The following is a 21,762-nucleotide window of genomic DNA, read 5'->3' as shown; positions in this document are numbered from 1 at the left end:
AGCTCTGTCAGACGTTGGCGCGCATCAACGGTCGTGGATTGGGGTGGAAGAACACATGCTCGACCACCGGCCCAAGGGCCACCTCCCCCACCTCTTCGTAGCCCTGGCGTTTGTAGAACTCCAGGTAGCGGACGTTGCCGGTATCCAGGACCACGCCCTGGGAGCCGTCGTCCTCGGCGCACCAGTTGTGCAGGGCCTCCAGCAACTGCTCACCCAGATGACGCCCCTGGAACTCCGGGTGGATACCCAGCAGCGGCAGCACGTGGTACGGCCCCGGCGGCAGGCAAGCGAGCACGGCGTCGTGGTAATCGAGGTAGCGGCGCGTGCAGCGGAAGCCGGTGGTGAGCAGCATGCGCAGGCGCCAGCCCCAACTTTCGGTGATATCCAGACGGCGCTGCGGCGGTGCGATCAGGGCGACCCCCACCAAGCGCTCTTCGATCAACAAGCCAATGGCTGGCAGGTCTTCCAGGAAATGCTGCTGGACCAGTTCCCGCACCGTGGCGCGTACCCGCTGCTCATAGCCCGGGCGCTCCGCCTCGAACAGATAGGCGAAGGTGGGCTCATGACGATAAGCGTGGTACAGCAGGGAGCGAGCCTCGCGGGCATAGCCACCGTCCAGCATGCGCACTTGGACCGGCGCAGTAGGAATGTAACCGGGCATTCACGGCACCTCATTTGTTATGGGTTCTATCGGGCCATGAGGGAAATTAGCACCAGTTCCCCAGCCCGGCCATGCGACTGGCCGGGGTCGTTGCCTTGGGCTAGCATCGCCTTTTTGCCAGGATGCCTTCGCGATGAAGATCGTTTCTTTCAATATCAATGGCCTGCGGGCACGTCCTCACCAGCTTGAAGCGCTGATCGCCAAGCACCAGCCCGACGTCATCGGCCTGCAGGAAACCAAGGTCTCCGACGAGCAGTTCCCGGAAGCCGAAATCCGCCAGCTCGGCTACCACGTGCATTACCACGGGCAGAAAGGCCACTACGGCGTCGCCCTGCTCTCCCGCCAGGAACCGCTGTCCCTGTCCAAGGGCTTCCCCGGCGACGCGGAGGACGCCCAGCGCCGCTTCATCTATGGCACCTTCGCCGATGCCCAGGGCAACCCGGTGACCGTGATGAACGGTTACTTCCCCCAGGGCGAAAGCCGCGATCACCCGGTCAAGTTCCCGGCCAAGGAGCGCTTTTACGCCGACCTGCAGGTTTTGCTGGAGCAGCAGTTCCAGCCAAGCCAGCAACTGGTGGTGATGGGCGACATCAACATCTCGCCGGAAGACTGTGACATCGGCATCGGCGAAGAAAACCGCAAGCGCTGGCTGAAGACCGGCAAATGCAGCTTCCTGCCGGAAGAACGCGAGTGGCTGGCGCGCCTGAAGAACTGGGGCCTGGTGGACAGCTTCCGCCAGCTCAACCCCGAAGTGAATGACCGCTTCAGCTGGTTCGACTACCGCAGCCGCGGCTTCGAAGACACCCCCAAGCGCGGCCTGCGCATCGACGTGATCCTCGCGAGCCAGCCGCTGCAGGCACGCCTGAAAGATGCCGGTATCGACTACGACCTGCGCGGCATGGAAAAGCCGTCGGACCATGCGCCGATCTGGCTGGAGCTGGCCTGAATCCGCAGGCAGTCGCCGCAATGCGCCAGCCTCGAGCACGAAAAAGGCCCATCAATGATGGGCCTTTTACTTTCACGAAGCGCGGAGATATCACTGAAATCCCTTTGCCATGGAGACTCCTTCGTTGCAGCGGGATCAGGATTCGCCGGTATCCGGCCACCGACCAGGACGAGCAGTGGATCTGCGAAATGCTCCCGCAGCCTGCCAAGGACGGCGCTCACGGCCGATTGCGTCAAGTGCAGCCGGGGCGCGGCGCGGGTAACGTGCTGCTCGACGACGAGCGCATCGAGCCCCGCGAGCAGGTTCAGGTCGAGACCGTGGAAACGCATGGATGTGCTCCTTCGCGGGCCACACTGCAGACTTCGTCCAGCCACAGGCCGCCATCCGCGTCGGTGCGCACATCCAATGCCTGCAACGACTGGCCAAGGCAAGGGCCGAGGACGCAAAAACCGTTGTCGGGACGGAACAGCGCGCCGTGGGCGAAGCAGACGATGTGCTGGCCGTCGCCGGACATGAAGCGATCCTTGCGGTACTGCATGGCAACAGCCAGGTGCGGGCACAGGTTGCGGTAGACCCGAACCTGCCCCCGCCAGCGCAGGGCGAGCACGGTGTCGCGCCCCTCGCCCCAAGGATCGAAGCCCCGCGCAACGCCCACTTCCAAGTGACCCTCGTGGCAGAGAAATGTCATGTCCTGAAGCACGGCCCGTCTCTGAGTCTCAAGTTAGGGCGCAGGCTGCCACGGCCCTCGCCGGCCCAACCAATCGCGATTGGAGATGCGAGGTATCGCCAGAACGGATACTCAGCCCGGCACCACGCTCATGCTGATCTGAGCCGCCTGCTCGTCGGCGATCAGCTTGTCCAGCACCCGGCCAAGCCGGGTGCGGAACGTGGAAAAGGCAGGTGAGACGGCCGGTCCGGGGACCGGCCGCGGCCTTCAGATGGGCTCGGCGGTGCGTGCGAGCATCGCCTTGGTCAGGCCGACACGGTCGAAGCTGCGGTCCTGGGCCATCTCGCGTTCACCGGCGAGGATGGAGTTCACGCTGATGTATTTGCAGCGCTCGAAACGACGCGCCATGAAGCGGTTCAGGCGCGCCTCCAGCGGGCCTTCGCCAGCCAGTTCCAGGCTCAGCACCAACGCATCTTCGATGGCCATGCCGGCGCCCTGCCCCAGGTGCGGGGTGGTCGCGTGAGCGGCGTCGCCGATCAGGAGGACGCGGCCCTTGAACCAGGGCTCATCGACGAACACCACCTCCATCGGTTTGTAGACCACCTGGCTGCTGTCGGTGATCTGCTCGCGCAGTTCGCCCACCAGGCCGCCGATGTGCTGGATGCGGTCGCGCATCAGGTCGGCGAAATCCTTGGGTTCGTGCCAGGGGTTACCCGGCTCGTGAGAGGTGGAGAACATGTACATCAGGTCACCGGCCAGCGGCACCAGGCCAGCGTTGCCCTCGGAGCCGACGTAGCTGGCCAGGTGGTCGATGGAGGGGTGACGCGGGAAGTTGTAGCGCCACACGGCCTGGCCGGTGAAGCGCGGCCTGTAGGTGTCGCCGAAGAGCATGCCGCGAATCTTCGAATACACGCCGTCGGCTCCCACTACCAGGTCGTAGCGCCCGGTACTGCCATCGGTGAAGGTCACGTCCACGCCGTCGGCGTCCTGCTCGAGGCGTTCCACGCTAAGGCCGAGGCGTACCTGCGTGCCCAGTTCGATGGCCGTTCCGCTCAGCACCTGGTGCAGCGCCAGGCGCGAAATGCCGACGTTGGCCGGATACTCCGGGCCGGCCAGGCGCTGGCCGGGAATGCGCGCCAGGACATTACCCTGCAGGTCGTAGATGCCGACATCCTCGAAGGCATAGGCAGCATCCAGGTAACGGTCGAGTACGCCGAGACGGGACATCTCCCGCACCACGTTGCTCTGCTGGATGATGCCAACACCGTAGACGGTCCACTCGGACTTGATTTCCACCAGGTCGACCGACACGCCCTGGCGGCACAGCGCGATGGCCGCGCAGAGTCCACCGATGCCACCGCCGACGATGAGTGCCTTGCTGATATCGCTCATGGATGAATCCTTGTTCTTGTTGTTGGCGCACGGGCGAACGCGAGCGCGGAGGCCCGGGCGGGAAGGTTTTTTCAGGAGGGGCCGCACAGGCCCGGCAGGCAGCACGGCAGCCGGTGAGCATCCCTTGGGAGCACAGGCTAGGAAGGCGGTAACAATTTGACTAATCGTTAGTCGGGATGCAGGGTATCGCGAAAATAAATACAACAAGAGCCTGCTGCCATGCGCTTCAAACACCTGGACCTGAACCTCCTGGTGGCGCTGGATGTACTGCTGGAAGAGCAGAACATCACCCGCGCCGCCGCCCGCCTGCACATGACCCAATCAGCCACCAGCGGCGTGCTGGGGCGCCTGCGCACCTACTTCGAGGACGATCTGCTGGTACAGGTGGGACGCAAGATGATGCCCACCCCCCTGGCCAAGGAACTGGAGATCCCGGTTCGCGAAGTCCTGCTGAAAATCCAGACCTCCATCACGGCCAAGCCGGTCTACGACATCGCCGAGAGCAAGCGGCATTTCCGCATCATGGCGTCGGACTATCTGATCAGCGTGGTGTTCGCCGAAGTGATCCGGGAGATCAACCAGGAAGCGCCGCTAATGACCTTCGAGCTGATCAGCCCCGGCGAAACCGCCGTCGAGATGCTCATGCGCGGCGAGGTGGACCTGATGATCGCGCCCGAGCACTACATCGTGAAAGAACACCCTTCCGAGCTGCTGTTCGAAGAGCAGCACGTTTGTGTGGTGTGGGCAGACAACGACAGCATCGGCGAACGGATCACGCTGGAGCAGTACCTGGACATGGGCCACGTGGCCGTCGCTTTCGGTCGCAGTCGCACGCCGGGCATCGAGGAGTGGTTCATGTCCCAGTACGGCTGCAAGCGCCGGCTCGAAGTCATCACCCACGACTTCAACACCTTGCCGCAACTGGTCGTCGGTACGCAGCGCATCGCCACCATGCACAGCCGCCTGGCGCGGCTCTACGCGCGCAACCTGCCGCTGCGCATCCTGCCGCCGCCAGTGGAGCTACCCGCGATGCAGGAATACATGAGCTGGCACCGCAGTTTGGACCGCGACCCCATGCTGCGCTGGTTGCGCCAGAAGCTGGCGCAGATCGTACAGCGGCCGGACTCACCGGTTCTCGCCTGAGCCCCAGCGCGCGCCACGGAAGGCGCCGACCGCCTCGCCCAGGCTCGCCCCCAGCGTCTGCAGGCTGTCCGTGGCCGATTCCAGGCGCCGGCAATCCTGGGCGTTCTGTTCCACCACGCGCGCCACTTGCAGCACCACCTCGTCGACCTGGCGCGCCACGGCCTGCTGCGTAGCGGACGCCTCGGCGATGTTCCGCCCGCTGCGCTCGACCCGTGCCATCGCGGCGGTGATCGCCGCCAGCACCCCGGTCGCCCGTCCCGCCAGCTCGGCGCCCTCCTCGGTCAGCCGCTGACTGCCTGCCAGCCCATCGGCGGTAGCCCGGGTCAGCTCGCCGAGGCGCTGGATCATCGCCTCGATCTCCCCGGTCGAAGCGCGGGTGCGGCTAGCCAGAGCGCGCACCTCGTCGGCGACCACGGCGAAACCGCGACCATGGTCACCGGCCCGCGCCGCCTCGATGGCCGCGTTCAGCGCCAGCAGGTTGGTCTGCTCGGCCAGGGCATTGATCACATCGAGCACACCATTGATGGCCTCGCTCTGCGCCTTGAGCACCTGCATCGATCCGGCGCTGGCGCGCATTTCCTCAGCGAGGTGCTCAAGGCTTTCGCTGGCCTGGCGCACCAACGCATCCCCTTCGTGGATCAGGGCGCCCGCATCGGCCAGCACCGCACCGCTGCCGGCCACTTGCTCGCTGACCTGCGCCGCCGAGCGCGTCATGTCCGCCATGGCCTCGGCGACCCGCTCGGCCTGCCGGCGCTGCGCGCTCACCCCCGCCGCCGTGCGCCCGACCATCGCCACCAGGGTGCCGGCGGCGCCATCCAGTTGAGCGACATCGCCACCGATGCGGCCCACCAGCATGCGCAGGGCAGCGAGCATTTCTCCCACAGCATCCTGCAACTGCCCCAGTTCATCGCGCCGCGCAGGCGGGGCCGCCATTTCGCCGAGATCCCCGCCGGCGATACGCCGCGCCAGGGCCAGCATGCGCCGCAGCGGCACGACCAGTGCCCGATGAATTGCCAGCGCCGCCCCGGCACTGACCAGTAAGGCCAGGAGCGCCAGCAGCCCAAGCGCTCTGTGGAGCTGTCGCCGGGTTTCTGCATAGGCCCCGCTGCGCAATGCGCGCTGCGTATCCAGCTGCTGCGCCACCCTGTCCGCCACCTGACTCATCTGCGTCTCGGCAGCGCGAGCCAGTTGGCCGCCCCGGGCAAAGCTCAGGAAGGCCTGGCGATACACCTCCAGGGCCTGGCGCGCCTCCTCCAGCGCCGCACGTTGCTCGCCGTCCAGGCGCGCGGCAAGACTGGCCAGTGCGGTAGCCAGCTCGTTCATGCGGTTCTCCCAGTCGTCGCGGTAGCGTTTTTGCGCATCAAGGGTGAAATACAGCTCGCTGTCGCGCAGGTTGGCCAACCGTTCGCGCAGGCTCACGGCCTCCTCCAGCAACTGCATGTGCGACGTACCCGGCGATGTACCGGCCTCCAGTCCGAGGTTGATCCCATCGAGCTGGTCAAGGAACAGGCTGCTGAAACGCTGCCCCAGCGTCTCCGCCTGGGCCTGCATCCGCAGCCGCGCCGCATGTGCTGTATCCAAAGCCTGCGCATAGTCCTGAAAGGCGCTGCGGTAAGCCTGGGTGGTGTCATCCAGGTTCGTGCGGAAATCCGCGTCGGAACCGCTGGCGGCCAGCCCTTTACGCAGTTGGTCCAACCCTGTACCGACCCGCTCGGCCGACTCCGGTGCAAGATCGAGCGCGAAGTCCCGCTCCGCCAGGCGAGCCCCGGCCAGGTGCAGCTGCAAGGCGTCCAGCGCACGCAGTTCGGTGACGCGGGCCTGCAGCACTTGCAATGCCTGGACAGTGGCCAGCGCCATGCCCAAGGTGGCCAGCAGCACCAGGCCGAAGCCGAGCGACAGCTTGCTGCCGACGGAGCGGTGGCCCAACCAGCGCGTGACGCTGGCAAGGGGCATGAACGGGCGATGGGGGTGATTCGACATGGGCGTCCTTCCTCGTGGTTCGGGCCAGAAACAGCGGCGCGTACGCTAGCCGCCCGGTCCCGGGGGCCACCAATCGAGACTGGCGATGCGAGGCATCGTCATTCGCCATGACCTGGGCACGCCGGGCACGAGGTATCTCGCCTGCCGATAGCTGGCATCCGAACAAGCGATTTGTTCAATTCCTGGCCCCATGCGAGCTTGCCATGGCCGCCCCACCGGGCGGTCGGCGCCCGCACAACTGCCTGCTGCGGGAGCAGTCACTCCGGGCTCGCCTGCCTTGCGCCCTGCCCAAACCGACCCGAGCGGTAAGCCCCAAGAGCCGGGGAAGATGGCGCCCCGGATCAGAAGAAGGAAAACAACAACATGTTCCGTTATTTCCCCACTAACTACGTCTGGAACCTCTCCGTTGACCTCGCCCTGGAAATGGGCGCGCGCATCGGCGAGATCGTCGAGATGTGCGAGCCCCTGCAGGAGGCCGCCAAGCAGCCCGATGCCGCCGGTACCCGTGCTTTCCGCGAAACCTGGTCGAAGATGGCCGACAAGCTCTGCGACCTCGCCCGCGAGGACGAAGAGAATGGCCGACTGCTCTCGGCCGGCGAGAAGTACAACCGTGCCGCCACCTACTACCTGACCTGCGAACGCCTCCAGGCCCACGGTGCTCCCGGCCGCCTGGAGCTGTACCAGCGCTTCCTCGACACCTTCGCCCGTGGCATCGACCTCTCGGGAGAAAACTGCGAGCGAGTCGAGATTCCCTACGAGGGCAAGGTGCTTTCCGGTCTCTACGTGCGCGCCGAAGGCGTGACGGGGCCCGCGCCGCTGCTGGTGCAGCTCAACGGCCTGGATTCCACCAAGGAAATGAAATACCGCGTCGGCCTGCCCGCCTGGCTCGCCAAGCGCGGCGTGTCCTCACTGGTACTCGACCAGCCGGGCACCGGCGAGGCCCTGCGCCTGCATGACCTCAAGGCCCGCTATGACGCCGAGCACTGGGGTAGCCGCGTGTTCGACTGGCTGGCAGACCGTGCGGACGTGGATGCCACGCGCATCGGTTGCGAGGGCGTATCCCTCGGCGGCTACTACTGTCCGCGCGTAGTCGCCTTCGAGCCGCGCTTCGCCTGTGGCGTGGTCTGGGGCGCCAACCATGACTGGCGCGAGGTACAGAAGCGCCGCCTGGAGCGCGAGGGCAGCTTCCCGGTGCCGCATTACTGGGAGCATGTGCGCTGGGTCTGGGGTGGCAAGAACGTCGAGGAGTTCATGGCCATCGCCGAGAACGTCCACCTGGACGGCGTGGTCGAGCGCATCAAGGTGCCGTTCCTGGTCACGCACGGCGAGCAGGACTCGCAGATTCCGCTGAAATGGGCCCATCGCACCTACGAGCAACTGGTCAACAGCCCCAAGCGTGAACTGAAAATCTTCACCCCCCGCGAAGGTGGCGTGCAGCACTCCAGCTTCGACAACTCCATCAATGCCGGCCACTACATCGCCGACTGGGTCGCCGAGACCCTCGGCGGCCGCACCGCCTGACGAGCGAGACGAGAACCTGACCATGAAGATCATCGGACCCGACTACCTGGTGTTCGGCGTCGACAACGTCGACGCCTGCGTGCAATACCTCACCGACTACGGCCTAAAGCCACGCGCCATCGACCACACCGGCGGCTACCTGGAAGCCCTGGACGGCACCGGCATCGAGATTCGCCACCGCGACGACCCGCGCCTGCCCAGAGCCATGGAAACTGCCAACACCCTGCGCGAAACCGTTTACGGTGTGGCCGACGAAGTCACCCTGCAGGCCATCGAGGCCGAGCTGTCGACGGACCGCGACGTCATCCGTGGCGAAGACGGTGTCCTGCGCACGGTGGATGACATGGGCTTCGCCCTGGGCTTCCAGATCACCTGCCGGCGGCCCCTCGACCTGCCCGGCGAAATCAGCAACGCGCCCGGCGCCAGCACCAGCCGCGCGGTCAACAGCCTGGGCGCCAGCGACGACATGGCCGCGCTGCCCCGCAGCCTGTCCCATGTCGTCTACTTCGTGCCGGACCACGCCAAGGCCGAAGCCTTCTACACCCGCCTGGGCTTCGTCTGCACCGACCGTTTCATCGACACCGGACCGTTCCTGCGTCCCGGTGGCACCCTGGACCATCACACCCTGTTCCTGATCCAGACGCCGCCGTTCATGAAGGGCATCGAGCACTTCACCTTCCACATGGGCGGACCGACCGAGGTGATGCTGGCCGGTACCCGCTTCGTCGAGAAAGGCTACGAGTCCTTCTGGGGGCCAGGCCGTCACCAGCTCGGCTCCAACTGGTTCTGGTACTTCAACAGTCCCATGGGCTGCCATGTGGAGTACGACGCCGACATGGACCTGCACGACGACAGCTGGAACGCCCGCGTGTCGCCACCCGGCGCGGATACCTCGCAGTACTTCCTGTTCCGCTATCAGGAGAAATGGGCCCCGGGCGGCCCGCCGCCCAAGCATTGACGCGCTCCGTCGTCATCGGCAGGCAAGCCCCACAGCAACACGCGCCGAGCACGGGGCGCCTGCCACCTCAACTCCCGGGAACCGGCTGGCCCGGGAGTCTTTTTTTGTTTTGCGATACGCCGGGAAGTGGTGGTCACACCGTATGGGAAGTGGGGTATTGGCGTAGCCCTACGACCTGCTCAGCGATTGAAGTGGCGAGGCCTGCATCGAGTGTCGCGGGAACGACTTGAGCCAATCTGCTTACCGGGTTCCAGAGGCGTTCCGGCAGCTGCCCCGATGTGCTCGCTCACTCGGGCTTCTTGTAGTACCCCACCGCAACCAGCAGGTGCCCGGTCTTGCGCAGCAGGGCGTACTTGTCCTCGACCTTGCCGGTCACCGGGTTCTTCCAGCGGTAGTCGTAACCGCCCGCGCGGCGGTCCTTCATCAGCGCCAGGATCGGCGCGCCGACCGGCTTGCCGTCGGGATCGCGCACGCTGGCAAACGCCACACCGAGCAGACGCAGGTTGTAGCCGTGGGCGAGGTAGCGCCCGGTGTCGAGGTCGATGACGAAGACATACAGGTCGTCCTCGCGAAAGCGCGGCGACAGCGCATTGATCGCGGCGATGCCGGCTTGCGGGTCCTGTTCCAGGGCGGTCACCACGCGTTGCAGCAGCTGCTCGGCCTGCTGGGGCGTGGCCCGGGGCAGGTAGAGGCCGACGGCGATGACCCGATCTCCCACCCGCTGGAAGAACACCCGCTTGCGTTCCACACGGCCGTCGCGAGCGTTCATCCAGCGGTATTCGGCCACCCGCACCTCGCCCTCGGCGCCCTGCAAGGCCTGGCGGAAGCCGTCGCGCAGTTCCGCTTCCAGGGCTTCGGTGACGTCGCGACCGATCAGCACCGCCGAGGTGCCGCCGCTGGCGAGCATGGTGCCGTGAGTGTCCACGACGAACACGTAGTGCTCGCCGTCGATGAACTCGCCCTGACGGCTGAATGCGGCGAAGGCCGCGTCACCCTGCAGTTGGTAGTACTCGACAGCACGCAACAGCAGTTGGCGTGCCCGTTGTTCCTCGTCGGCCTGGACGGTTGCAGGGGTAATCAGGAGCGCGAACGCGCCCCACAGCAAGGCGATCAAGCGCATGGCGGTCGCTCCATAGGGTGAAGAGAAATGAGACCGGCGCCGCGTAGTGCACGGACGCCGGGTGGTTGCCGGCAGTCGCGCCGGCGTCAAGGCGCCTTGGCCGCCGACGGTGGAGCCACTACGCCCACCTGGCGTGCGTAGTCCTGCCAGGCACGCTGCAGGCGTTCCAGGGTCTGAGGCTGGCTGGCGGCGAGGTCGTGCTGTTCGGCACGGTCCTGCGAGAGGTCAAACAACTGCCAGCGCAGCGGCGGCAAGGGTTGGCCCGGCCGGGTCCAGGGCACCAGGCCCAAGAGCTTGAGATTGCCTTCGCGGTAATAGCGGCTGCCGAACAGTTCCCCGGCCATGACCGGCTCAGCGCGGCCCTGGCCCTCCAGCATCGGCAGCATGGAGCGGCCGGTAATGGGGTGCTTCGGCTGTCCCTTGTACGAATCGCCCGGATCGGGCAACCCGGCCAGGGCGAGGAAGGTCGGCGCCAGGTCATCCACGCGCGCCACGGCGCGCTCCAGCCCCTGACGATGCAGATTGGCCGGCAGGCGGATGATGGCCGGGACACTGATCCCCCCCTCGGCAGTGGTGCCCTTGAACAGACGTAGCGGCGCCGCGCTCACCTCGGCCCAGCGCAATCCATAGTCGATTTGCGAGCCGCGTTTGCCGAGGTTCTCCAGGCGGTTGTCAGTTCCCGGTGGGGCCGGAAAGAAGATCTCGTGACGCTCGCCGGAAGCACCATTGTCGGACATGAAGACCACCAGCGTGTTGTCGAGCTGGCCGCTCTGGCGCAGGTAGTCCAGCAAGCGGCCGATGTTGTGGTCGAGGTTGTCGACCATCGCCGCATAAATTTCCATCTTGCGCGCCTCCACGCGCTTCTGCGCTTCGTTTAGCCCGTCCCAGGCTGGCAGCTGCGGGGTCGCCGGCAGCGGTGCGGCGCTCTGGAAGTCGGCCGGCAACAGACCGCTCTTTTTCATGCGCTCGATGCGCGCCAGGCGCACCGCGTCGTAACCGCCGTCGTAGCGCCCCTGGTATTTGTCCCGATAGGCATCCGGCGCCTGCAACGGCCAGTGGGGCGAGGTGTAGGCAGCGTAGGCGAAGAAAGGCTTGCCACTGCCCTCACCCTCTTTCAGGTAGGCAAGCAGCCTGTCGGTGTAGAAATCGGTGGAATAGAAATCTTCTGGCAACTCCACCGGCTGGCCATTCTCGCGGTAAGTGATCTGTTCGATCTTCGCGGTCGAGCCCGGCTTGGGCTTGTAGTGCACACCGCCACCTTCCAGCAGCGTGAAGGAACGCTCGAAGCCGCGTTTGTCCGGCCCCTGTTCGGGGGTCAAGCCCAGGTGCCACTTGCCCACCATGCTGGTTCGGTAGCCGCCATCGCGCAGCAGTTCGGCAATGGAATGGGCCTGCTGATTCAGGTAGCCCTCATAGCCCGGTTTGCCGCGTTGGAAGGGCTGGATGGCCTCCCCCATGGTGCCCAGGCCCGCCAGGTGGTTGTCGGTACCGGACATCAGCATCGCACGCGTTGGCGAGCAGGTCGGCGCGGCATACATGCTGGTCAGTTGCAGGCCACTGGCGGCGAGGCTATCCAGGTTCGGCGTCTCGATTTCGCCGCCGAAAGCGCCCAGGTCCGAGTAACCCAGGTCGTCGGCGACGACCAACAGGATATTGGGGCGATCGGCTGCGCTGGCCATGGCTGGGGCAAGGCAAGCCAACGCAGCCAGCAGGATGGGGAAGCGCATGAGGAACTCCTGTTTTTATTCTTCGAAAATCGCCACGGCGCGAACGAAGCCGGCAGAGGCATGCTTGATCTTGTAGGGGAAGCAGGACACCAGGAAACCGCTGGCCGGCAGGCTGTCGAGGTTGGCCAGTTTCTCCATCTGCCCGTAACCGATGTCGCGCCCGGCCTTGTGCCCTTCCCAGATGATGGACGCGTCGCCACTCTCGGCGAAGCGCTCGCGGGTGTATTTGAACGGTGCGTCCCAGCTCCAGGCGTCGGTGCCTACCACGCGCACGCCGCGCTCCAGCAGGTAAAGCGTGGCCTCGCGGCCCATGCCGACGCCGGCTTCCAGATAGCCCGGCTGGCCGAACAGGCTGCCGGCGCGGGTGTTCACCAGCACGATGTCCAGCGGCTGCAGTTCATGGCCGATGCGCGCCAACTCTGCCTCCACCTCGGCGGCCGTCACCACGTGGCCGTCCGGCAGGTGGCGCAAGTCCAGCTTCACGCCGGGCTGCAGGCACCACTCCAGCGGCAATTCGTCGATACCGAAGGCCGGCTTGCCACCGTCGGTGGTCGATGCGTAATGCCAGGGCGCGTCCATGTGGGTGCCACTGTGGGTGGTGATCGACAGGCGCTCGGCGGCCCAGGACTCCTGACCCGGCATCTGGTCGATGGACAGGCCGGGGAACATGGCCGCCATCTCCGGCCAGCCCTGTTGGTGGTCCATGTAGTCGATTTTCGGCAGCAGCGGCGGTGGGTCCGTGTACGGATTGTTGTCGAGCGTTACCGACAGGTCGATGAGGCGGCGTTTGCGAGCAAGGGTCATGACGGGCGATCTCAGGCGGTTTGCGGCGCAGCGCGCAGGCGGCGCGGCCGTTGATTGGGGTTCAGGGCATTGCGTACCAGGGTGAGGGCGGAGCCGTCGTGGCGGAAGCCCAGCGCACGGGCCTGGGGGGTTCGCAGTGACGGATAGCGACCGAACAGGCGCTCCAGCTCGGCATCGGGCCGGTAGTTGACCAGGGCGCGCCGGTCTTCGCCGAATACGTCGGCCAGAGCGTCTACCACCTGGCCGATGGACAGGTGCAGCACCGGGAGTTGCCAGACACGCGAGTCGCCGGGGTCGTCCAGTTCGGCAGCGTGCAGCAGGTTATCCAGGCAGCAGTGGGCGGACATCCACCAGGCGCTGGCTTGCGATGACACCGGGCATTCGTATGCCTGGCCAGCGGCGAGCGCGTGCATCAGGTCGCTCATGAAGGCCGAGCGCAAGCCGTTGGGCTCCCGTGGCCGGGCGACGATGCCGGGCAGGCGCAGGGCACGGCCATCCACCTCGCCCCGCCGGGCCAGGTCGCTCAGCTGGGTCTCCACCATCAGTTTGTGGGCGCCGTAGGAGAGCACCGGACGGGGTGCCAGTTGCTCGTCCATGCGCGCCGGCAGCTCGGCACCGTAGACGGCCACGCTGCTGGCGTAGACCAACACCGGCGGCCGGGCGCAGCGGCGCAACTGGTCGAGCAATTCGAGGCTCGCCAACAGGTTGACCTGATGGCCCAGGCCGTACTGCTGTTCGGCAGCGCCACCGGGGATGCTCACCAAGTGAAACACCACGTCAGCGCCGTCGGCGAGGGCGCGACGCTGCAGCGCCGGATCGGTGATGCTGCCGGCGAGCAGGCGCAGGCGCGGGTCCTGCGCAAATCCATCGAGCTTCTGGTCCAGCAGCACCAAGGTATCCAGCGGCTGGCCGCGCAGAGTGCCCCGCGCCAGCAGACGCTGGACCAGCAGCCGGCCGAGAAAACCACCGGCACCGGTCACCATCACACGCATGGCGCACCTCCCCGGACCACGCACTGGTCGATGGCGCCGAACAGCGGCGAGCCATCGGCATTGCGCGCTTCCATGCGCACGCGATCACCGAAGCGCATGAAACCGGTGCGCGGCGCGCCGTGCTCGATCATCTCGATGGCACGGCGCTCGGCGATGCAGGCGGAGCCCACACTGCGGTCGGCGTTGGAAACGGTGCCGGAGCCCAGGATGCTGCCAGCGCCGAGACGACGGGTCAGCGCGGCATGGGCGATCAACTGGTGGAAACCGAAATGCATGGCGCTACCGTGGGGGTGACCGAACCAGTTGCCGTTCCACTCCACGTTAAGCGGCAGGTGCACGCGCCCACCTTGCCAGGCATCGCCCAGTTCGTCCGGGGTCACGGCCACCGGGGCGAAGCTGGAGGAGGACTTGGCCTGGACGAAGCCGAAGCCGGTCTTCATTTCCCGCGGCGCCAGGGCGCGCAGGCTGACATCGTTGACCTGCAGTACCAGGCGGATGTGCGCAAGCGCCTGGTCGGCCGTGCAGCCCATGGGCACCTCGTCCACCAGCACGGCAAACTCACCTTCGAAGTCGATGCCGTGAGCCTCGCTGGGCAACGGAATGTCCTGGCGCGCACCGAGGAAGTCGTCACCGGCGCCCTGGTACATCAGCGGCGTGGTTTCGACGCCCTCGATGGGATCGAGGTGAAAGGCGCGCTGCATCAGTTCGCCATGGCTGAGGAAGCAGGAGCCGTCGAGCCACTGCCAGGCACGCGGCAGCGGCGCCATGACCCGGCTCGGGTCGAATTCGAAAGCACCGACGGCCTCGCCCCGGTTGAGGGCGTCGTAGCGACTGAGCAACCCGGCCTCCACGCGCTGCCACTGATCCACGGCGGCTTGCAGGGTCGGTACGATGTCGCTGGCGTCCACGGCGAGGGTCAGATCACGGGAGACCAGCAGCAGGCGGCCGTCACGGCTGCCATCGGCGAGGGTGGCAAGCTTCATTTCAGCACCTCCGCCAGCTCCGGTGCATAGCGCCCGTCCAGCAGGATGAAGACCATCCGCGCCATCTGTTCGGTGCGATTGCTCCAGGCATGATTGGTGCCGCGCTGCACCACGATGTCGCCACGCTTGAGGTGGACGTCCTCGCCATCCAGAACCAGCCAGACCTCACCTTCGGTGACGATGCCGTAATCCAGGGTTTCGGTGCGGTGCATCAGTTTGTGCCTGGAGTCGGCCTTGCCTGTTCCAGCATGGGCCTCGCCGATTTCCGCGAAGCAGGCGGCGGCATCCTCGGCGCTGACCTGGTTCTGCAGGCTGTCCGGCGGGATATCGACCACGCGGATGACGCTGCCCAGCGAACCGGGGCTGAGTTGCAGCGGTTTGTCGGTGGGGTCACCGCCATTGTCCAGCGCTGCCGGGCAGGTCGCGCTGTTCCAAACCTCGTGGAACAGGGTGCCGGGCACCGCTTTCAGAGGAAAGATGTTCGGCGTCGGGCCAGCCTCGGCGACCACGGCCTGGCCAGCGGCGTCGTGGCCGGTGACCACGCGTTTGAAGGGGGGAAGTGCTTGCATGGGAACTCCTTTCAATTGCCGTCGCCGATGGTGGTGCCACCGTCGACGATGATGTTCTGACCGCTGATGAAAGCGCCGCCGGGTGCGGCCAGCAGCAGCGCCAGGGCCGCCACCTCTTCCGGCCGGCCAACACGGCGCAACGGGGTGAGCGCAAGACGCCGCTGCATGACCTCGGGGTTGTCGGTGAGTGGTCGGGCGAATTCGGTCTGGATCACGCCGGGGCTGATGGCGTTGACGCGGATATTCATGGGCCCCCACTCCACCGCGAGGTTCCGCGCAAGTTGCGCCAGCGCAGCCTTGGACAGGCCGTAGAGCCCCAAGCCCTTGTTGCCGCGCACGCCGGCGATGCTGGCCATCAGCACCACGCTGCCCCCACCCTGCTCCGCCATGGCCGGCAGCAGCGCGCCGGTGAGCCAGGCCGCGCTTTCCAGATTCACTGTCAGGGTCAGCCGCCACTGCGCAGCATCGGCGCTGGCCAGCGGCCCCAGGTGCGGGGCGACACCGGCATTGCACACCAGCACGTCGATCCGGCCATGCAGTGCCAGGGCAAGGCTGGCGAGTTGGCGGACTTCGCGCTCGCAACCAAGGTCGGCGGAGAGGCCTTCAGCCTCGAAACCTTCGCCACGCAGCTGCGCCGCCACGCGCTGGCAGTCATCGGCACTCTCGCTGCTGATCACCAGCCGCGCGCCGGCACGACCATATTCGCGGGCGATGGCCAGGCCGATGCCACGGGTGGCACCGGTGATCAGGGCGACCTGGCCCGCCAATGAGAACAAGGGGCTGCTCATAGGATGCGGCAGCCCTGTTCGAAGGACAGGCGCGGACCGGCCGGGCGCAGGCCGGTGGGCTCGCCGTAACCCAGGCAACAGAGGAAGTTGCTGCGCCATCTGCCATCAGGGAAGAACGCTGCGTCCACTTGGGCGTTGTCGAAGCCGGACATGGGGCCGCAATCAAGCCCGAGGGCGCGGGCGGCAAGCATCAGGTAGGCGCCCTGCAGGCTGCTGTTACGCAGTGCCACGCTGGAGGCCGCCTGCGGGTTGTCGCGGTAGGCCGCGCCCGCGTCATAGATGGGGAACAGCTCGGGCAGAAACTCGAAGAAGCGGCTGTCCCAGGCAACGATGGCCGTCACCGGCGCCTGCAGCATCTTGTCGCCATTGTGGCCCTTGAGGGCCGGCAGCAGTTTCTGCTTGGCCTCGGCACTGCGCACGAAGACGAAGCGCGCCGGGCAGCAGTTGTTGCTGGTCGGACCCTGGCGCAGGGTCTGATAGAGCTGGTGCAGCAGCGCGTCGGGTACGTCGCGGTCCTGCCAGAGGTTGTGCGAGCGCGCTTTCAGGAACAACTGGTCGAGCGCGGCGGAATCCAGGGGATGGGCCATGGAATGCTCCAGATGGAATCAGGAAATGGACGGCGCAGTGCTGGCCAGCGGGCGGAACAGCCAGGGCAGTGCCAGGCACGCGACCGCCAGCACGAGTTGCGCGATGGCCACCAGTGCCAGGGCAGCCGGCAGCTCGCTCACGGCGCCGCCGCTGAGGCCCAGCACCACCAGCGGACTGATGAATTCGCCGGCGAACAGCGCGGCGGTGAAGCCGCCCGTCGCACGACCGCGCTGGGCGAAGCTGACTTGGCTCATCACCCAGGTAATCAGCGTCGGCAGCATCAGGCCAATGCCCAGGCCGTTGACCAGCACGGCGATGATGACGAGGGCGTGGTTGCCGGCCTCGGCCATCAGCAGCCCGCCAGCCCCCGCCGTGGCGAAGGCGATGAGCAGCAGGCTCTGCCGTCGCAGGCCGCCCAGCAGGCGGAAGCTCAAGGCGCCGGCTAGCACACCGAGCTGGTTGGCCCCCATGGTCATGCCGATCTGCTGCGGCGAATCCACGTGCAACAGGGTGAGCAAGAAGCCCGCCTGCACCGGCACGATGAACAGGCTGATGCCCGCCAGCGCCGTGAGCCCGTAGAGCGGCAGTAGCGCGCTCCAGGGAAAGCGCTCGGTGCTCGAAGGCTGCACGTCGACCGAACCCACCTGCGGCTCCCAGAGCAGCGCCGCCATCAGCGGCAGGAACAACAAGCCGGACGCGTAGAGCACGAAGGGTACGCGCCAATCGTCCTGCCCGAGGGCGCCGCCCAGGGCGATGAACACCGCTGCCGACAGCGAGGTGGCGACCATCTGCAGGGCGAACAGCCGCTCGCGGCGCGCGCCCTGGTAGTAGTCCCCCATCAGGGTGGTGCAGCAGGTCATGATGCCGGCCTCCGCCAGCCCCAGTCCGGCACGGCTGGCGACGATGCCGGCCAGCGAATCCAGCCACAGCGGCAGCAACCCGCAGGCGGCGTACAGCAGCATCGAGGCCAGCAGCAGCGGCTTGCGCCCGAGGCGGTCGGCGATCACTCCGGCAAAGGGCGCGAGCAGTGCGATTACCAGGGCCGGGATGGTCAGGCTGATGGGCACCAGCACCTCGGCGCCCGGCGTGTCGGCAAAGTGCGCCTGCATGCGCGGCAGTACCGGTGCCAGGAGCACGGCACCCAGTACCGGCAGGCAACTGCCGAGCAGCAGCAGCAGGGATTGCGGCAGTCCGGCCTGGCGTTCAATGGAGGTCACGGCGCACCTCCGGCAACAGCCCGTAGGCGCCCTCTGCGTAGTGCCCGACAGCGTCGGGCAAGCCATTCCAGAGGGCTTGCAAGGTCTCGATCAGTCGTGTCATGCCGATGTGCTCTTGTTGTTGTAGTGGCGGTTCAGGGATTGATGGCGTCCAGCAGCAGTGGGCTGCTGGCGGTCGCATTCCGTTTCGCCGGCACAGCCGCCTCGTCGGAGGCGGCGTCGCGGCGCCGGGTGGCGGGCAGCAGGAAGTAGGCCAGCGCCGGCAGCAGGACCAGGGCGCCGACCATGTTCCAGACGAACATGAAGGCCAGCAGCACGCCCATATCGGCCTGGAACTTGATGGGTGAGAAGATCCAGGTGCCCACGCCGATCGCCAGGGTGACGCCAGTGAGCATCACCACCTTGCCGGTGGAGACCAGCGCACGGTAATAGGCCTCGGAGAGGCTGCTGCCCTGGCGCAGATGGCCGAGCATGATGCTCATCACGTACAGCGCGTAGTCGACGCCGATGCCCACGCCCAGCGCGATCACCGGCAGGGTGGCGACCTTGACGCCGATACCGAGCCAGACCATCAGCGCCTCGCAGAGGATCGAGGTGAGCATCAGCGGAATCACCGCGCAGAGGGTGGCGCGCCAGGAGCGGAAGGTGACCAGGCACAGCAGGATCACCGCGCCGTAGACCCAGAACAGCATCTCGCGGTTGGCTTCCTTGACCACGATGTTGGTAGCGGCCTCGATCCCGGCGTTGCCGGCGGCGAGCTGGAACTTCACGTCGGCCGTGTCGTTGGCGGCGGCGAAGGCTTCGACGTGCTCGACCAGGCGGGTCAAGGTCTCGGCCTTGTGGTCGGTGAGGTAGACGTAGAGCGTCAGCAGGTTGCAGGACTCGTTGTAGAGCCCGCGCGGCGCGCTGGCGGTGATCATGTTGAGCATCGCCTGGTTGTTCTGCAGCTCGTACCACTTCGGGCTGCCTTCGGAGAGGCCCACCAGCATGCGGCGGTTGAGCAGCGCCAGCGAATTGGTCGAATCCACCCCCGGCAGGCTGCGCAGTTGCCAGTCCAGTTCGTCCACCTTGCGCAGGATGTCGTAGCGTGCGCAGGCGTTGTCCGGGGTGCGCACCATGATCGCGAAGAGGTCGCTGCTGGCACCAAAGCTGCGGGTCATGAACGCGTCGTCCTGGTTGTAGCGCGAGTCGGGCCGCAGTTCGGGGGCGCCCGCATCGAGGTCGCCGATGGCCAGGTGCAGGCTGACCATGAATCCGAACACCGCCATCACCAGGCTGATGCCGACGCAAAGGGCGGCCCAGGGCTTGCGGGTGAACAGGTCGAGGAAGCGCCAGAACGGATGACGGGCCTGACCGCCCTCCTCCGCGCGCTCGCTCTTGAGGCTCAGCTCCGCGGCGCGCGGACTCACGCCGACGTAGGAGAGCAGCACCGGCAGCAGGATCAGGTTGGTGAAGATCAGCACGGCGACGCCGATGCTGGCGATGATCGCCAGGTCCTGGATCACCTGGATCTGGATGATCATCAGCACGGCGAAGCCGACCGCATCGCACAACAGCGCGGTGAGGCCGGCGAGGAACAGGCGGCGGAAGGTGAAGCGCGCGGCCACCACGCGGTGCATGCCGCGGCCGATGTCCTGCATGATGCCGTTCATCTTCTGCGCGCCGTGGCTCATGCCGATGGCGAACACCAGGAAGGGCACCAGCACCGAGTACGGGTCCAGCTCGTAGCCCAGCAGCGGCAGCAAGCCGAGCTGCCAGACCACAGCCACCAGGGAGCACAGCACCACCAGCACGGTGCTGCGCACGCAACGGGTGTAGCCGTAAAGCACGGCGGTGGTGATGAGGATGGCGACGGCGAAGAACAGCAGGATCTGCTCGAGGCCCTCGATCAGATCGCCGACCTTCTTGGCGAAGCCGGTGATGTGGATGTCGAGGTTGTCGCTTTGGAACTCCGCCCGCAGGGCGTCGAGTTGCTCGGACAGGGTGGCGTAGTCGAGCGGCTGGCCATCCGGCGTACGCGACAACAGCGGCACGTAGATGATGCTGGAGCGCTGGTCGAAGGCCACCAGCTGACCGATTTCGTTGGACAGCTGCACATTGCGCCGCAGCTCCGCCAGGGACGTCGCGCTGCCGTCGTACTCGTCAGGGATCACCGGCCCGCCATCCAGGCCCTCTTCGGTCACCGAAACCCACCGCGTGGCCGGCGTCCACAGCGACTTCATATAGGCGCGGTCGACCCCCGGCAGCAGGTAGATCCGATCGCTCAGGGCCTGCAGGGTCTTCAGGTAGTCGGCGTCATAGATGTCGCCTTTGCGGTTGGCCACGGCGATGCGCAGGGCGTTACCCAGGCCCGACAGTTCCTTCTGGTTGTCCAGGTAGTTGGCGATGTACGGATGCCCGGTGGGGATCATCTTCTCGAAGCTGGCGTTCAGTTCGATACGACTGGACTGCCAGCCGAGCAGCACGGTGGTCAGCAGGCACAGCAGCAGCACCCAATGGCGGTGGTTGAACAGGGCGCGTTCGACCAGCGAACCGGAGCGCGGATCGAAGTCGCCCGGCTCGGGCAGCGAGGGTTGGCGAGCGGAATTCATGAACTCACTCCGAGGCGGAAACGGCGGGCAACGCCAGGCGGGACAAGCCGGTGAAGCCGGCGACGACCAGGCTGCCGTCGGCGGCCTGGATCACACCCGACACCGGTCTGCCCTGGGGTTTGGCGGCGGGGGCAATGGTGCCCGTCACACTGGTGAACAGGCCGCCTGCCTGATTGGCTAGCAGCACGCGGTCATCGGCCAGGCGGATGGCATCGCTGAAGGACACCGGCGCCATCACCGGTAGCGCTTCAGCGCTATCGGCACCCGGCGCCAGGAGGAAGGCATGTCCTTTCAGGCCGCCGATCAGCAGAGCACCATCGGCGCGGCTCGCCAGGGTGAACAGGGTGCCGCTGTAGGGCGTGTCCAGTGGCAGGAAATGCTGGCCGTCGTCAGCACGGGCCAGGTAGCCCTGCTCGCCAGCGAGAAACCAGCGCTCGCCCTGCCGTGCCACGGCGTACAGGTGCAAGCCCATCGGGTTGTCGATGGCGCCGACGACAGAACGCCAGGTGGCGCCGCCGTCCTCGGTACGGAAGGCAAGGCCGTAGGCACCCACCACCAGGCCATGCTGAGCGTCGGTGAAGGCCAGGGCGAGGAACGGTTTGTCGGCCCCCTCCTCCACCATACGTTCGGCCGTCTGCACGCGTGCCTCTGCAGCCTCGGCATCGGCCGACGCCGGCATCTCATGGCGCGCGGCATCCAGTTCCAGCTGCGCGGCGCGGCGGCCGTCGAGCTGCAACTGCCAGGTGTCCCCGCCGTCACGGCTGGCCAGGATCACACCAGCGTGCCCCACCGCCCAGCCCTGTTGGGCATCGACGAACTGCACAGCGGTCAGCCCCACCGACACCGGCACTTGTGCCTGGCGCCAATGCTGGCCGTTGTCATCGGACAGGAGCACCAGCCCGCGTTCACCCACGGCCACCAGGCGGTCGCCCGCGCGGGCCAGGTCGATGAAGACCGCACGCTCAGGATTGGACACACGCATGGCCGGACTTTCCAGCACATCCCCGGCGGCCTGGCCAGCGGCGAAGCACACGGGGGTGATCGGCAGGGCGAGGGCCAACAACAGGCCGCCCACCTGACGCAATCTGTTCATGTTCTACCTCGATCTCGTTACG

Annotated in this window: 19 protein-coding genes and 1 pseudogene; 4 read left to right on the top strand and 16 right to left on the bottom strand. The window is 66.6% G+C overall.

Annotation, left to right across the window (positions count from 1 at the left end):
* Positions 1-7: 7 nt before the first annotated feature.
* Positions 8-661 carry a GNAT family N-acetyltransferase gene (locus E8F20_RS07300; protein ID WP_280283170.1) on the bottom strand — a complete coding sequence of 218 codons (654 nt, stop codon included), beginning with the start codon at positions 659-661 and terminating at the stop codon, positions 8-10.
* A gap of 133 nt (positions 662-794) precedes the next feature.
* Between E8F20_RS07300 and xthA the strand changes: the two genes are divergently transcribed.
* On the top strand, positions 795-1,607 hold the full coding sequence (xthA, locus tag E8F20_RS07295; protein ID WP_280283169.1) for an exodeoxyribonuclease III: 813 nt from the start codon (positions 795-797) through the stop codon (positions 1,605-1,607).
* A gap of 149 nt (positions 1,608-1,756) precedes the next feature.
* On the opposite strand, the pseudogene E8F20_RS07290 reads toward xthA, so the two are convergent.
* The 3 genes and pseudogenes from E8F20_RS07290 to E8F20_RS07280 all read right to left on the bottom strand — a co-directional run.
* Positions 1,757-1,936, bottom strand: a pseudogene (locus E8F20_RS07290) (LysR family transcriptional regulator); the annotation flags it as partial.
* Positions 1,912-2,295 (bottom strand): Rieske 2Fe-2S domain-containing protein, encoded by a 384-nt coding sequence (locus tag E8F20_RS07285; RefSeq protein ID WP_280283168.1) that lies wholly within the window; start codon positions 2,293-2,295, stop codon positions 1,912-1,914. The gene E8F20_RS07285 and the pseudogene E8F20_RS07290, both read right to left, overlap by 25 nt.
* A 246-nt stretch (positions 2,296-2,541) precedes the next feature.
* The gene (locus tag E8F20_RS07280; protein ID WP_280283167.1) at positions 2,542-3,666 is read right to left on the bottom strand and encodes an FAD-dependent oxidoreductase; all 1,125 of its coding nucleotides are present in this window, start codon (positions 3,664-3,666) and stop codon (positions 2,542-2,544) included.
* 219 nt (positions 3,667-3,885) lie between these two features.
* Here E8F20_RS07280 and E8F20_RS07275 point away from each other — a divergent pair, with 219 nt between their 5' ends.
* Complete coding sequence (locus tag E8F20_RS07275; protein WP_280283166.1) at positions 3,886-4,809, top strand: LysR family transcriptional regulator; 924 nt, start codon at positions 3,886-3,888, stop codon at positions 4,807-4,809.
* On the opposite strand, the gene E8F20_RS07270 is transcribed toward E8F20_RS07275, so the two are convergent.
* Complete coding sequence (locus tag E8F20_RS07270; RefSeq protein WP_280283165.1) at positions 4,792-6,789, bottom strand: methyl-accepting chemotaxis protein; 1,998 nt, start codon at positions 6,787-6,789, stop codon at positions 4,792-4,794. The genes E8F20_RS07275 and E8F20_RS07270 overlap by 18 nt on opposite strands.
* A gap of 363 nt (positions 6,790-7,152) precedes the next feature.
* On the opposite strand from E8F20_RS07270, the gene E8F20_RS07265 reads away from it, so the two are divergent.
* Both E8F20_RS07265 and E8F20_RS07260 read left to right on the top strand, forming a co-directional pair.
* Positions 7,153-8,310, top strand: coding sequence for a prolyl oligopeptidase family serine peptidase (locus E8F20_RS07265; protein ID WP_280283164.1), 1,158 nt, complete (start codon positions 7,153-7,155; stop codon positions 8,308-8,310).
* A 22-nt stretch (positions 8,311-8,332) separates the two neighbouring features.
* Positions 8,333-9,268 (top strand): VOC family protein, encoded by a 936-nt coding sequence (locus E8F20_RS07260; protein ID WP_280283163.1) that lies wholly within the window; start codon positions 8,333-8,335, stop codon positions 9,266-9,268.
* A 286-nt stretch (positions 9,269-9,554) separates the two neighbouring features.
* Here the strand turns inward: E8F20_RS07260 and E8F20_RS07255 are convergent, their stop codons facing one another.
* The 11 genes from E8F20_RS07255 to E8F20_RS07205 form a co-directional block, all read right to left on the bottom strand.
* Complete coding sequence (locus E8F20_RS07255) at positions 9,555-10,388, bottom strand: cache domain-containing protein (protein ID WP_280283162.1); 834 nt, start codon at positions 10,386-10,388, stop codon at positions 9,555-9,557.
* 86 nt (positions 10,389-10,474) lie between these two features.
* Positions 10,475-12,115: an arylsulfatase gene (locus E8F20_RS07250; protein ID WP_280283161.1), complete on the bottom strand. Its 1,641-nt coding sequence runs from the start codon at positions 12,113-12,115 to the stop codon at positions 10,475-10,477.
* Between the two features lie 15 nt (positions 12,116-12,130).
* Positions 12,131-12,919 carry a cyclase family protein gene (locus tag E8F20_RS07245; protein WP_280283160.1) on the bottom strand — a complete coding sequence of 263 codons (789 nt, stop codon included), beginning with the start codon at positions 12,917-12,919 and terminating at the stop codon, positions 12,131-12,133.
* Between the two features lie 11 nt (positions 12,920-12,930).
* Positions 12,931-13,911, bottom strand: coding sequence for an NAD-dependent epimerase/dehydratase family protein (locus E8F20_RS07240; protein ID WP_280283159.1), 981 nt, complete (start codon positions 13,909-13,911; stop codon positions 12,931-12,933).
* A complete protein-coding gene (locus E8F20_RS07235; protein WP_280283158.1) occupies positions 13,902-14,894 on the bottom strand; it encodes a fumarylacetoacetate hydrolase family protein in 993 nt (330 codons plus the stop codon). Before E8F20_RS07235 ends, E8F20_RS07240 begins: the two co-directional genes overlap by 10 nt.
* The gene (locus E8F20_RS07230; protein ID WP_280283157.1) at positions 14,891-15,463 is read right to left on the bottom strand and encodes a cupin domain-containing protein; all 573 of its coding nucleotides are present in this window, start codon (positions 15,461-15,463) and stop codon (positions 14,891-14,893) included. The genes E8F20_RS07235 and E8F20_RS07230 overlap by 4 nt, the downstream gene beginning before the upstream one ends.
* 11 nt (positions 15,464-15,474) lie before the next feature.
* Positions 15,475-16,251, bottom strand: coding sequence for a glucose 1-dehydrogenase (locus tag E8F20_RS07225; RefSeq protein ID WP_280283156.1), 777 nt, complete (start codon positions 16,249-16,251; stop codon positions 15,475-15,477).
* Positions 16,248-16,838: a malonic semialdehyde reductase gene (locus E8F20_RS07220; RefSeq protein ID WP_280283155.1), complete on the bottom strand. Its 591-nt coding sequence runs from the start codon at positions 16,836-16,838 to the stop codon at positions 16,248-16,250. The genes E8F20_RS07225 and E8F20_RS07220 overlap by 4 nt, the downstream gene beginning before the upstream one ends.
* Before the next feature lie 18 nt (positions 16,839-16,856).
* Complete coding sequence (locus E8F20_RS07215) at positions 16,857-18,056, bottom strand: MFS transporter (protein WP_280283154.1); 1,200 nt, start codon at positions 18,054-18,056, stop codon at positions 16,857-16,859.
* A 134-nt stretch (positions 18,057-18,190) separates the two neighbouring features.
* Positions 18,191-20,647 (bottom strand): MMPL family transporter, encoded by a 2,457-nt coding sequence (locus E8F20_RS07210; RefSeq protein WP_280283153.1) that lies wholly within the window; start codon positions 20,645-20,647, stop codon positions 18,191-18,193.
* 4 nt (positions 20,648-20,651) lie between these two features.
* Positions 20,652-21,740, bottom strand: a complete 1,089-nt coding sequence (locus E8F20_RS07205) for a YCF48-related protein (RefSeq protein ID WP_280283152.1) — start codon at positions 21,738-21,740, stop codon at positions 20,652-20,654.
* Between the last annotated feature and the right edge of the window lie 22 nt (positions 21,741-21,762).

The organism is Pseudomonas sp. BN415 (assembly GCF_029871195.1).
In the GTDB taxonomy this organism is placed as follows: Bacteria; Pseudomonadota; Gammaproteobacteria; order Pseudomonadales; family Pseudomonadaceae; genus Metapseudomonas; species Metapseudomonas resinovorans.
The sequence above is the reverse complement of the archived record's forward strand: the minus strand, read 5'-3'. Positions and strand labels throughout refer to the sequence as shown.